Source organism: Oscillatoria salina IIICB1 (assembly GCF_020144665.1).
Lineage (GTDB): Bacteria > Cyanobacteriota > Cyanobacteriia > Cyanobacteriales > SIO1D9 > IIICB1.
In genome coordinates this window covers 22215-34155 of sequence record NZ_JAAHBQ010000064.1, presented here as the reverse complement: position 1 = coordinate 34155, position 11941 = coordinate 22215, and the positions used below count along the sequence as shown (strand labels likewise).

The window sequence follows — 11941 nt, the reverse complement described above, 5'->3', positions numbered from 1 at the left end:
GTTGTAGGGAAGGGGGTAGGGGGGTTAGGTTCTTAAATTATTCTTAGAAAATGTGTTTTAAACTGCTACTTGTTCGGTTAATTGTGGCAATTGTTCGGGTTTAACTGCGCCTTTTTCGGTGATAATTGCGGTAATTAATTCCGCAGGAGTAACGTCAAAGGCGGGGTTGTAATATTCTACGCCTTGGGGACAAATTCGGGTTTCGCCGATTTGATAAATTTCCTCGGAATCTCTTTCTTCGATGGGAATTTCTGCGCCAGTTGCTAATTCAAAATCTATTGTAGAAAGGGGTGCAGCAACGAAAAAGGGAACGTTATGCGCTTTAGCGACAACTGCTAGGGAATAAGTGCCTATTTTATTAGCAGTATCTCCATTTGCGGCAATTCTGTCTGCACCGACAACGATCGCATCAATTTTGTTTTCTTTCAGGCAATGGGCTGCCATACTATCAGTAATTACGGTGACTGGTATGCCTTCCTGAACGCATTCCCAGGCGGTCAATTTTGCGCCTTGGAGACGCGGACGGGTTTCGTCGGCGAAAACTCTCGTTAAGCGGTTTTCGCGCCATGCCGAGCGAATTACGCCTAATGCTGTGCCGTATCCGGCGGTGGCGAGGGAACCTGCGTTACAGTGGGTAAGCAGGGTTAGTTTTTGTGGGTTGCTGGGTAAGACGGTTAAGCCGCGATCGCCGATCGCTTGACAAGTTTGTAAGTCTTCGGCTTGAATATTCTGAGCGGTGGTGAGTAAAGCGGCGCGAATGTCTGCGATTGTACCGAGAGTTTCGTAAGCAGTTTTTAGAGATCGCGCGATCGCCCAAAATAAGTTTACTGCGGTGGGGCGGGTTTGCCGCAACATCTCAGCTACGCGATCGAGTTGACGTAAAAATTCTTGGCGATCGCTAGTTTCGATCTCCGTTGCACCTAAATACATACCATAAGCTGCCGCGACACCGATCGCTGGCGCACCTCTGACAATCATAGTCTTAATTGCTCGCGCCATGTCTTCAGCGCGACTAATTTCCACAACTGCGTATTTACCAGGTAAGCAGGTTTGATCGATTAATCTTACCTTGTTTTCTTGCCAAACTATCGGATAAACTGGGGAATTCATGGGGATTTTCGGTTTTCTAAGTTTCTAACTAAGGATAGATGCTGAGAAACACAAAAACAACATCTGTCGCTGACAATTTAATTCTAGCGATATACGACAAAAAGACCTCAGTAATGTCAATATCAAAATATGAACATCGACGAACGCTTAAAAACACTCAAACGCATCCGTAAACTTAGTCGTTTGATGGATACCGCGATTGGTATTCCCGGTACTAAGTTTCGCATCGGTATCGACCCGATTCTTGGTATTATCCCAGGTGCTGGCGATTTGGTTAGTACCGCATTTTCCGCATATATTATTTATCTAGCTACTCGTTTTGGCATTCCTGGCGAAGATTTGCGGAAAATGATTTACAATGTGGGCTTGGAATTTGTCATTGGGACAGTTCCGTTATTTGGCGATATTTTTGACGCTTTTTATAAGTCTAATATTCGTAATTTAGAAATTCTGGAAAAACATTTAATGGTGACTGAACCGGAAGTAGAAGAAGCTGCGGCTGAATATACTGATGAGTTGACTCGACCGTTGCTGATTAAATAACAATTTTATGGATTCTTGCAACTAATCCCCAAATCGACAAAAACGAAATTTAGCCACTATCAGAAAATTTTAGCTTTTTCTTAAGTAAAGAACCTAACCCCCCTACCTCCTTCCCTATTAGGGAAGGGGGAGTAATTAATAGTTTCTCCCCTCTCCTTGCAGGAGAGGGGTTAGGGGAGAGGTGAATTAAAGGGGCAACTACATTTTAGGTTTATCTAATTGGAGGACAGGGAATTACACCAGCGAGAAATCCACCTGCTTCGAGAACAAAATCATCAAAGTCACTGTCGTTACCAACTTCCGGTTGTCCGCCATCTTCCCAAGCGATGCGACTACCAGTAATATTACCGCGAGTTCCACCGCTTAAACTGGCAAAGTTTCCGTCAAAATTAGCAAAAACTTGAGTAGATAAAACCCGTCTTCTGGTTTGTCCTGTGGCGCTAACTGAGTCTAGGTACAAAGTATACCTATTTCCCGCTTGGAAGGGAAACTCAACTACTGCCCCTTGAGGTTTTCCAGATACGTTCACGACATTAACTCTCGGTCCTGGTTGAACGGCATCACCAATTGTGCCGACAAAATCTAAGTTTGTACCAGTATTATTTTGACCGGGAACTGCTCGTTCTGTACCTGAGCGACCAAAGTCATCATAAGGTTTTACTTCCCGGAAGAGGGCAATTTCTTCCCCTGTGGTTTCGTTTCGGATACCGATGGTAGATTGAAACGAACCGTGAGTTCCGACAAACTCAAATTCGACGATAGTATCTTCGGCAAATTGGATGGCTTGGTTATCGAAGACATCCCGAACTTGTGCTTGGGTGGGAGTTGCAAGGGAAGTGACAACTCCAGCAGCTAAAACGGTGGTAAATAAGTGAATTTTGCTTAAATTCATTGTTGCTTCTTCTCCTCACTATTCGGCGGAAAGGGCGATCGCGCTATGTGAATCTTTACCAAGTAGCGTAACCGGATTGGACGGTTCCTGCCAATTCTTGCAACTCTAGACGCACATTTTCAACTTCTACTCTTAATTCATTCAGTCGCTGACAAGCGACGGGAACGCCGGGAGATTGACCGGGTTGCGGTTGTCGAGCGAATCTCCTCGGTCCGGAGGGAGGAAGTTGTTGTTCGACTTGCGCGATCGCTGCGTTACAAGCTTGGAATGCTGCGGCTGATTCTTCGTTTAATCGTTCGACTCTGGCGACTAAATCCGGGTCTATTCCGCCTTCGGAACCTTCAAATATGGGTGCGGTATTGTTCCAAATATTTGTCCCAGTAATATCAGAATAACTACCATCAGCTTTCGCCGGACTAACTGTTAAGCTGACTGCAACCATTGATAAGCCTAAAACCCAACTTAAACGCTTGATTTTCTCCATTTTTACCAACCTCCTCACTAAAACTTAATTGCCGTACCAGCACCTAAAACAAATCTCGGTTCGTCACCTTCACCAATTACATCACGAACTGCGGGAGTAATTACAAAAGGTATATTTTTAAACGGCGCGATCGATAAACCAAAACCTAAATCGTCTCCCGACCATTCTGTAATCAAACTAATCGGACGATTGACGCGAATAGCCACATTACCAAACACATTTACGCCATCATCATCGTCATCGTCATGTTCGCTAAATTGTCCCGTACCAACACCAAGTGTTAAAGCAACCCGACTGAAAGGATCGTTAATTGATTCTCTGGTGCGTAAAACGGTCGTTGCTACTCCATAAACTGAATGGTCGAAATCATTATCACCGATATTTGCAAAACCATTCCAACCGACAGCAACTGACAAATCTCGTCCTAACTGACGATGCACTTTCGCATTAAAACCCCCTGCACCAAAGTCATCTGTATCTTCGGTTTCAAAAGCATAAGATAGTTCTACTCCCACTGCTTCTCTAGCATTTCCCAAACCTAAACCTGCGCCAAATGTAGCGACATCGCCATCATCGTCGCGGACGCTAGCTTGGTAAGTTCCACTCACAAATAATGTGCCACCATCTGCACCAAAACCAACGGGAATGTAAATGCTCAAAGCTGGAGATGAACCCGCTTCTTCAAACGTAATATCTGGTAAAACTAAAGGTTGAATTGGTTGGGGACGGGGACAATTACGAGTTTGAGCTAATAATTCTGCTCCTTGATTAGATACTTCTCGATTGTCTGGATTTTGTGCCGCACAATTTGAATTTTGTGCTGGTTCGTTAGTTATTTCTTGGCTAACTGTTTGGGTTGGCATTTCTACTTCTCCACGACTGTTAACCACATTTGTTTCACTTGATTGGTTAACTGTCGAAGTAATTGCTTCTATCGCGGGAACTTCAGTAAAAGGAGTTTGAGCTACTTGTGAGATTGTAATTTCAGCAACAGGTTGAGTTGCTGGGTTTTTTTTAGGAATTTCTTGTCCAAATTCGATTACTTCTGACTTGGTTTGGGGAGTTAATTTAGCTGGGTTGGTTGTGGCTAAATATCTCTGACTAAGATTAGTTTTCTCCGTTTGGCTGTTGTTAGTTTTTGGGCTTATTTCTAAGGAAGTTGTGGTTAACTCTGATGATAAGTCTGTCACTGTGACAGAATCGTCAGATGTAACCGAGTTTACTTTTTCAACTGCTGGTATTTCTCCAACTGAAAAATTTATTTCGCTAGGAAATTCTCGTGATTTAGATGACTGATTTTCCCAAGTCGTCATTTCGCTTGCAATAGCAGGAAAATTAGCCGCTACCAAGGCTGTTAAACTACCGAGAGCAATACCTGAAAGGCGCACTTTGACCTCCTCTGGTCTCACACCAACATCTCTTGAGATGTATGCTTCACTACTTAATTATCTTTTTCCGCATCAGGAGCTAAAATTCAAAAGGCAGAATTGAGAAGCTTTGCTTGCATGGAAACTATTTTCGTTGGTTTAACAAAAATTAGCAAGACGATTTTTTTCTCGTCTACAAATCCTTCCTTCACTAACGAATTTTTCGAGCTTAACTTCTGTTTCCTGACTCGGGGAATTTCTCCTGACAGACTAATCTACTAAGATTTTACGACTAAACCGGACTAAATGGCTAATTTTTTTCGTCATTAACTTTATTTATGAGTAAATTTTTTCTTCTTAGTAAATTAACTCTCTGGTAGCTATTTTTTTTCTTTAAAACCTCTATCTGGGGTTAGGTTTCTTCTTAATCTAAATCCAGTTGATAAATTTGCCGACGGGAGAGATTAGTTACTTGAGCTAGTTGACGAGCAGCTTGCGATCGCGTCATTCCTTGGGCTAACATTTGCTGTAACTCTACTTTCAACTCACTTTCGGAGATTGTGAGCTTTTCTGCGGTTGCTGCTCCTGCCATCACTAAGGTAAATTCACCTTTAGGAGTTTTTTCCCTGTAAAACGCGATCGCCTCCCCTAGTTTCATCTTTATACACTCTTCATGTAATTTTGTCAACTCTCTCCCCAGAAAAATTTCTCTATTTTCCCCAACAAACTTCGCTAAATCTTGCAGTGTTGTTACCAGTCGATGAGGTGCTTCATAAAATATTATCGTGCGAGTTTCATTTTTGAGAGTTTCCAAATGAGTTTGTCGCTCTTTATTCTTAGTAGGAAGAAAACCTGCAAACACAAACTCAGATCCATTCATTCCTGCTACCGATAAAGCAGTTACCGCCGCATTTGCACCAGGTAAAGGAATCACTTTTATTCCCTGCTTTAAACAAGCAGCGACTAACTCACAACCCGGATCGGAAATCGAGGGCATTCCTGCATCAGTAACTAAAGCAATTTTATCCCCTTCCAGCAACCGAGTCAACAATTCTTCTTGACGTTGTTGGCAATTATATTTATGATAACTAATTTGTGGAGTAATAATCTGAAAATGTTGTAATAATTTACCTGTATGGCGCGTATCTTCAGCCGCAATTATATCCACTTCTTGTAAAATTCGTATAGCCCGAAAAGTAATATCTTCTAGATTACCAATCGGTGTTCCTACTACATAAAGATTTCCAGCTTTATCGTTCATCGTCGATTATTATCAGTAACTTTTCATCTACTATAGCAATTATTGGTCTTAAAAATTTTAGGTAGCGAGACGCTCCCGCTACCAAAAAATAATTTAATAAATCATCTATACTTAGTAACCCAAAAAAATCATTTTCCAATCCCCAATCCCCAATCCCCAATCAACAGTGAACAGTGACCAATGAACAGTGACCAGTTTACCCTCGAATCTGTCGTTCTTCTAATGCCACCTTCTTGAATCTCTCCCATTAGCAATCCCATCCCAACTGTTGACTAATAACTGTTCACTGATAACTGATAACTGAACCCAGTCCCCAATCACCAATCCCCAATCTCTAATCCTCAATTTCCCATAAAGGATGAGGTTTACTAACTGCATAACCTTGAGCATAATCTACACCCAATTCTCCAATAATTTGCAAAATATTTTCATCACTAACAAACTCACCAATAGTTTTCATTCCCACCACATGACCAATATTATTAATTGCTTCGACGATCGCGCGATCGAGAGGATCGTTTACTATATCTTTAATAAACTGTCCGTCAATTTTTAAATATTTTACAGGCAAATATTTAAGATAACCAAAAGAAGACATACCACTACCAAAATCATCTAAAGCAAAGCAACAACCAAGTTTACTAATTTCCTGAATCATTTGTCTAGCTTTAGTGAGATTAGATACGGCTACAGTTTCAGTAATTTCAAAGCAAATTAGCTGCGGTGGTATTTGATAAATTTGGAACTGTTGTTTGAGAAATTCTACCAAGCGATCGTCATTAATACTTTCTCCAGATAAATTAATTGTATAGATACTTGCCAACTTCTTTTCTTGAGAAAGCAATTTAGCCGAATATTGAGCTAAATAAGCAAAAAAGTTACCAATCACCCAACGATCGATTAATCCCATTAAATTATAGCGTTCGGCGGCGGGGATAAACGCCATTGGAGAAACAATCTTACCTGTTTCATCTGACAATCGTAACAACACCTCGTAATGGTCTTCATTTGCTAAAGAAGATTTTTGCAAACAAGCAATTTGTTGGATATAAAGTTGGAATTTATTTTCAATGATTGCCCGTTCGATTTGCTTTACCCATCGTATATCTGCTTTAGCTTGTGACAAGTCTTTATCATTTTTTTGATAAATGTAAATTCGATTCCGTCCGTAACTTTTAGCAGCATAACAAGCAGCATCAGCAGCATTAATAACTTCTTCAACATTAAAGCTAATACAGTCAATCAGAACCAAGCCGATGCTAACACCAATAGTGAAAGATTGATTTTGCCAAACAAAGCGAAACTCTTGAATTTTTTCGAGAATATTTTGCGCGATCGACTCTCCTCCTTCTAAAGTAGAATTGTAAAGTAACAAAGCAAATTCATCGCCTCCTAAGCGAGCGAGCAGATCGGATTTGCGGCAGTTATTTGCTAAAATATTACTAACTTGACGTAATAATTCATCGCCAGCAATATGACCGCAGGTATCGTTGACAATTTTAAATCTGTCTAAATCTAGATAGAGAAGACTGTGAGATTGTTGGAGGGATTTGCAACTCAAAATAGCATCTTGTAACTGTTTTTCAAACTCGTTCCGATTGACTAATCCAGTAAGCGAATCGTGGCTAGCTTGCCAAGAAAGTTGTTCGTTAGCTAAGGTAAGTTCAGTAGTACGCGCTCCTACTAATTCTTCGAGATGTTGGTGATATTGAAGTAGTGCTTTTTCCGTTTTTTTGCGTTCGGTAATGTCTTCAATCATGGCGATCGCGAATTGGGGCTGGTTATCTGGATCTCGCAGTAGAGAAACAGTAAGATTAGCCCAAACTATCTCTTGGGTATTGCGAAGAAAACGCTTTTCTATGTGGTATAATTCCCGTTTGCCAGTAAATAATTCTTGAAAAAGTTCCCAATTGACTTCTCTATCCTCTGGATGGGTGAGATCGCTAAAACGCATTTGAGTTAATTGTTTTTCACTATAACCTAAAATTTTTCTGAAAGCGGGATTTGCGGTTAGTAAAATTCCTTGATTGTCAGTTACAGTAATACCGATCGCTGCGGCTTCAAAAATTGAGCGTAAGCGTGCTTCGCTGTTTTGCAATGCGGCTTCTGCTTGTTTTCTTTCACTGATTTCCTGCTCTAATTTGCGGTTGGTTGCTTCTAGTTGTGCGGGACTAGGTAATTCTAAGGCTTTAGGAATTAAGGGGAAGAGTTCGATGGCAGTATAGAGTGAAATGCCTGCTGTGGCTAATTTTAAGGCTCCAGATAGCCAGTAGCTAGGATACCATAGCGTCCAAACTTCTGCTAAGTGAGTTGTACCGCAAAAGATGATAAAAGCACCAAACATCCAAAAAATCCACGGGAAAGGCAAATCTTCACGCTTGCGAACGAAGTAAATGAGCATGGCTGGAATGGAATAGTAAGCAAATCCAGTGAGTAAGTCGGAAGCACTATGTAAAATTACTAATTCTGGTTTCCAAAGATAGCAAGTTCCGTGAGGCATAAATCCCGATGGGTGAGATAATCCTATGGGAAATAATTTTGACCAAAGGGCTAGATTTGGGAAAAATTCTATCATATATAACCTATATTTTCTGTTAGAGGAGAAATTTGTTTCAAAATGATGAAAAATGGTTTGTTTGTCGGATTGGTTACTTTAGATATTCTGTATCTAACTGATGAATTTCCTGAAAGAAATCAAAAGGTTGTTGCTTCTAATGACACTATAGCGGCTGGAGGTCCGGCTACTAATGCGGCGGTTACTTTTAGTTATTTTAAAAATCAAGCATCTATCTTGGGAGCGATTGGTAAACATCCGATTAGTAATTTAATTCGAGCTGATTTAGAAGCTTGTCAAGTGAATGCGATCGATCTGGATAAAGATCGCGTGGATTCTCCGCCTGTGTCTTCGACTATTAGTACTGCATTTACTGGCGATCGCGCTGTGATTTCTGTCAATGCGGTTAAATCTCAAGCTGATGTTTCCGCGATTCCCGCAGATATCTTAGATGATGTGGATGTGGTTTTAATCGATGGACATCAAATGATTGTTAGTGAATATTTGGCGAAACAAGCGAAAGCAAAAAAGATTCCGGTTGTTGTGGATGGTGGAAGTTGGAAACCGGGGTTTGAAAAAGTTCTCTGTTGGGCTGATTATGCGATAGTTTCGGCTAATTTTTTCCCTCCTGGTTGTGAATCGCAAGCTGAGGTTTTTGCTTATCTTCATAGTAGTGAAATTACTCAGATTGCTTTAACAAATGGAGAAAAACCGATTAAATATTTCAGTGAAGGTGAAAGGGGAGAATTGGCAGTACCGCAAATTACCGCAGTAGATACTCTCGGCGCTGGGGATATTTTTCACGGTGCTTTTTGCCATTATATTCTCCAAACAAATTTTATTGAGGCGCTGTCAAATTCGGCGAAAATTGCCGCTTTTGCTTGTCAATCTTGGGGAACTCGTCAGTGGATGCAACGATAATTGAGCGATCGTTTACAATTTTTGTTGAACAAGAAACTTAACAGAGGCGGTGAAGGTTTTGGGTATTAATTATTTTGAGCAGTTAGAAGAAATGGTGGCGATCGCGCGTAAAGTGGGTTGGGAAGCGGGCGAAATTCTGCGATCGTATTATCGCGGTAAAGCGAATGAGGGCGATTTGGAGGTTGAGGAAAAAAAGGATGGTCCGGTTACGGCTGCTGATATCGCCGCTAATCACTATATTCTCGAACATTTACAGGCTGCTTTTAGTGAGGAACATTTTGGCTATCTGAGTGAGGAAACTTACAAAGCTGGTGGTTCAAAACCTGTTCCTGGTGATTGGGTTTGGATTGTCGATCCTCTCGATGGTACGCGGGATTTTATCGAGAAAACGGGCGAATATGCGGTTCATATTGCTTTAACTTACCAGAAACGCCCGGTTTTGGCTGTGGTTGCCGTCCCGGAACTGGAAAAAGTCTATTTTGCGACGAGAGGTGGCGGTAGTTTTGTGGAAACGAAGGATGGTAAAGTTGAGCAGTTGCGAGTTAGCGATCGCGATCGCATTGAAGATTTGAATTTGGTTGCTAGTCGTTCTCACCGCGACAAACGTTTGAATGAAATGTTAGCACGTATACCGTTTAATGAACGTAATTATGTTGGTAGCGTGGGTTGTAAAATCTCGACGATTGTGGAACAGCGATGTGATGTTTATATCTCGCTTTCGGGCAAATCTGCGCCGAAAGATTGGGATTTTGCCGCGCCTGAGTTGATTTTAACTGAAGCTGGCGGAAAATTTACTAATTTTGAGGGCGAGCCGATTGTTTACAATACTGGTGATGTGAATCAGTGGGGTGGTTTAATGGCTAGTAATGGTCATTGCCATCAAGAACTTTATTCCTCGGCTACGGCAATTTTAGCGGAAATTGATGCTGAGTAGCACTGGATTTTAGATAACCTCTCCCCCAATCCCTCTCCTGCGAGGAGAGGGGAGAATTTTGATGCTGAGTAGCACTGGATTTTAGATAACCTCTCCCCCAACCCCTCTCCTGCGAGGAGAGGGGAGAATTTTGAGAATAATTCAGTTATTAATTACTCCCCCTACCCTCGTAGGGAAGGGGGTTGGGGGGTTAGGTTAGAAAATTATCTTCCTGCTAGGAGAGGGGAAAATTTTGATAATGATTCAGTTATTAATTACTCCCCCTTCGGTTGTAGGGAAGGGGGTTGGGGGGTTAGGTTAGAAAATTATCTTCCTGCTAGGAGAGGGGAGAATTTTGATAATGATTCAGTTATTAATTACTCCCCCTTCGGTTGTAGGGAAGGGGGTTGGGGGGTTAGGTTAGAAAATTATCTTCCCAAGCGATCGCCCGTTTAAGTGTTAGTTTCTTTCTGGGCGATCGCGGCGTAAAATGGATCTGTACCACCGACACCGAGCATTTGCAAGAAACTCGGAATACTCGACTGATTCACAATGATTTCTGGTTCGCTAAATCCGGGAACTGACTGAAAATAGCTTTTTACCAATTTTACTCTACCGGCTTCGGTGTTTTCTCGCCAAGCCGCGATCGCTTTATTGAAAAACATTCGATTGGAAAAGCTGATAATCGCAATTCCTCCAGGTTTGAGAATGCGCTGAATTTCGCTAAAGATCGCATCTGGATATTGCAAATATTGTACTGAAACGCAGTTCAAAACTGCATCAAAATCTGCATCGGCTAAGGGTAATTGTGGATTTTGGTTCAAATCTTGAATAAAATAATGGTCGAGGCGCGGATTTTTCGCCAATTCTTCTTCGTTCATTCCGTGTCCTTCCACATGGGCGAATTCCATCTCAGAAGGAAGATGAGATACCCAACTACTCATCATATCGAAAATCCGTGTCTTCGGTTTGAGTCTCTCTCGATAAAGATTTGTCAGTTGGTCGATAAAATTGTCATCTACATGAGTAACTAAACGAGGCACAGAATAAAATAGTGTATCCTCAGTATCGTCGAGTTTGGTACGCTGTTCGGGTCGTAATCGCGGCATCATCGTTAATTGAATTTGGTTAGCTATTTTTAGTTTAAAAAAAATTACGAAATATTAAGCGTTGTTTACTTACTCTGGTGACTTGTCATTTGTAGTACGCTGTAATACAATAAAGAAAAAGAAGATTTTCGCGAATGACGCGATCGCCCGGATTAACTTTTAAACTTGTGGTAATTTAATTCAAGGTTTAGCCGTAGCGAGACTTTCCTAAGTGCTTGACATGAACTAAAAAATATGGTAAAAAGACTTGGGAATGAAGGAACTAGAATAAAAACCAAAAAATAATCTCCTATTTTAATAAATTGTAATATGATTTAAATAATACTGAATAAAAAGGGGGTGAAATCCATGTCAAAGGCAATTAACAACCAAAATATCTACGTGGTTGACTTGGCAGAAGGAATCTTAGTGCGTACCCCCATACCTAGTACCAACCAAGCAGCGTTACGTGCTGGTTTTGCTGGGTATCCAGTCAACCCTCGTTGGAATCCAGCGAAGTTTCACGCTTGGAAAATTGGTCGTCAATGGCGAGAAGCAGTCAACCGAGGCGAAATGGTGGTACGCAGCAGCGATAAAATGCTCGTATTAGCCGCCGAAGCCGAGGAAACGAAGGAGGAAGAATCCTCTAGCAGGAAGAAAAACAACTTCTTTGCGAAAACCAGACAGAAATTGCTCTCATATCAGATAGCTTAAAAAAAATTCTGGCTGAAAATTAAAACAAGCAAACGTCGGAGGTTATTTTTGATAACCTCCGAAAATTTTGCTCAAAACTCGTGCAAATAAGGCA

The 11941-nt window shown here is 41.3% G+C and carries 11 protein-coding genes; 4 read left to right on the top strand and 7 right to left on the bottom strand.

Annotation, left to right across the window (positions count from 1 at the left end; translation table 11 throughout):
- Nucleotides 1–57: 57 nt before the first annotated feature.
- Nucleotides 58–1110: an S-methyl-5-thioribose-1-phosphate isomerase gene (gene mtnA / locus G3T18_RS18320; RefSeq protein WP_224412024.1), complete on the bottom strand. Its 1053-nt coding sequence runs from the start codon at nt 1108–1110 to the stop codon at nt 58–60.
- A 129-nt stretch (nt 1111–1239) separates the two neighbouring features.
- Here mtnA and G3T18_RS18315 point away from each other — a divergent pair, with 129 nt between their 5' ends.
- Complete coding sequence (locus G3T18_RS18315; protein WP_224412023.1) at nt 1240–1653, top strand: DUF4112 domain-containing protein; 414 nt, start codon at nt 1240–1242, stop codon at nt 1651–1653.
- Nucleotides 1654–1864: 211 nt separating this feature from the next.
- On the opposite strand, the gene G3T18_RS18310 is transcribed toward G3T18_RS18315, so the two are convergent.
- From G3T18_RS18310 to G3T18_RS18290, 5 genes are all read right to left on the bottom strand, one after another.
- On the bottom strand, nt 1865–2545 hold the full coding sequence (locus G3T18_RS18310) for a hypothetical protein (RefSeq protein WP_224412022.1): 681 nt from the start codon (nt 2543–2545) through the stop codon (nt 1865–1867).
- Nucleotides 2546–2600: 55 nt separating this feature from the next.
- On the bottom strand, nt 2601–3029 hold the full coding sequence (locus G3T18_RS18305; protein ID WP_224412021.1) for a hypothetical protein: 429 nt from the start codon (nt 3027–3029) through the stop codon (nt 2601–2603).
- A 17-nt stretch (nt 3030–3046) separates the two neighbouring features.
- On the bottom strand, nt 3047–4417 hold the full coding sequence (locus G3T18_RS18300; RefSeq protein ID WP_224412020.1) for a YfaZ family protein: 1371 nt from the start codon (nt 4415–4417) through the stop codon (nt 3047–3049).
- Nucleotides 4418–4820: 403 nt separating this feature from the next.
- A complete protein-coding gene (rsmI, locus tag G3T18_RS18295; RefSeq protein ID WP_224412019.1) occupies nt 4821–5657 on the bottom strand; it encodes a 16S rRNA (cytidine(1402)-2'-O)-methyltransferase in 837 nt (278 codons plus the stop codon).
- Nucleotides 5658–5991: 334 nt separating this feature from the next.
- On the bottom strand, nt 5992–8232 hold the full coding sequence (locus G3T18_RS18290) for an EAL domain-containing protein (protein ID WP_224412018.1): 2241 nt from the start codon (nt 8230–8232) through the stop codon (nt 5992–5994).
- A gap of 42 nt (nt 8233–8274) precedes the next feature.
- Between G3T18_RS18290 and G3T18_RS18285 the strand changes: the two genes are divergently transcribed.
- Nucleotides 8275–9132 (top strand): sugar kinase, encoded by an 858-nt coding sequence (locus tag G3T18_RS18285; RefSeq protein WP_224412017.1) that lies wholly within the window; start codon nt 8275–8277, stop codon nt 9130–9132.
- A 49-nt stretch (nt 9133–9181) separates the two neighbouring features.
- The gene (locus G3T18_RS18280) at nt 9182–10066 is read left to right on the top strand and encodes a 3'(2'),5'-bisphosphate nucleotidase CysQ family protein (protein ID WP_318014003.1); all 885 of its coding nucleotides are present in this window, start codon (nt 9182–9184) and stop codon (nt 10064–10066) included.
- A gap of 431 nt (nt 10067–10497) precedes the next feature.
- On the opposite strand, the gene G3T18_RS18275 is transcribed toward G3T18_RS18280, so the two are convergent.
- Complete coding sequence (locus G3T18_RS18275; RefSeq protein WP_318014002.1) at nt 10498–11157, bottom strand: class I SAM-dependent methyltransferase; 660 nt, start codon at nt 11155–11157, stop codon at nt 10498–10500.
- 345 nt (nt 11158–11502) lie between these two features.
- Here G3T18_RS18275 and G3T18_RS18270 point away from each other — a divergent pair, with 345 nt between their 5' ends.
- Nucleotides 11503–11847: a hypothetical protein gene (locus tag G3T18_RS18270; protein WP_224412016.1), complete on the top strand. Its 345-nt coding sequence runs from the start codon at nt 11503–11505 to the stop codon at nt 11845–11847.
- Nucleotides 11848–11941 lie beyond the last annotated feature (94 nt).

Bases quoted from the DNA above. Each gene is read 5' to 3' on its own strand.
- G3T18_RS18290 (WP_224412018.1), bottom strand. From the start codon at position 8,232: ATGATAGAATTTTTCCCAAATCTAGCCCTTTGGTCAAAATTATTTCCC.
- G3T18_RS18285 (WP_224412017.1), top strand. From the start codon at position 8,275: ATGATGAAAAATGGTTTGTTTGTCGGATTGGTTACTTTAGATATTCTG.
- G3T18_RS18310 (WP_224412022.1), bottom strand. From the start codon at position 2,545: ATGAATTTAAGCAAAATTCACTTATTTACCACCGTTTTAGCTGCTGGA.
- G3T18_RS18275 (WP_318014002.1), bottom strand. From the start codon at position 11,157: ATGATGCCGCGATTACGACCCGAACAGCGTACCAAACTCGACGATACT.
- rsmI (WP_224412019.1), bottom strand. From the start codon at position 5,657: ATGAACGATAAAGCTGGAAATCTTTATGTAGTAGGAACACCGATTGGT.
- G3T18_RS18315 (WP_224412023.1), top strand. From the start codon at position 1,240: ATGAACATCGACGAACGCTTAAAAACACTCAAACGCATCCGTAAACTT.
- G3T18_RS18305 (WP_224412021.1), bottom strand. From the start codon at position 3,029: ATGGAGAAAATCAAGCGTTTAAGTTGGGTTTTAGGCTTATCAATGGTT.
- G3T18_RS18270 (WP_224412016.1), top strand. From the start codon at position 11,503: ATGTCAAAGGCAATTAACAACCAAAATATCTACGTGGTTGACTTGGCA.
- mtnA (WP_224412024.1), bottom strand. From the start codon at position 1,110: ATGAATTCCCCAGTTTATCCGATAGTTTGGCAAGAAAACAAGGTAAGA.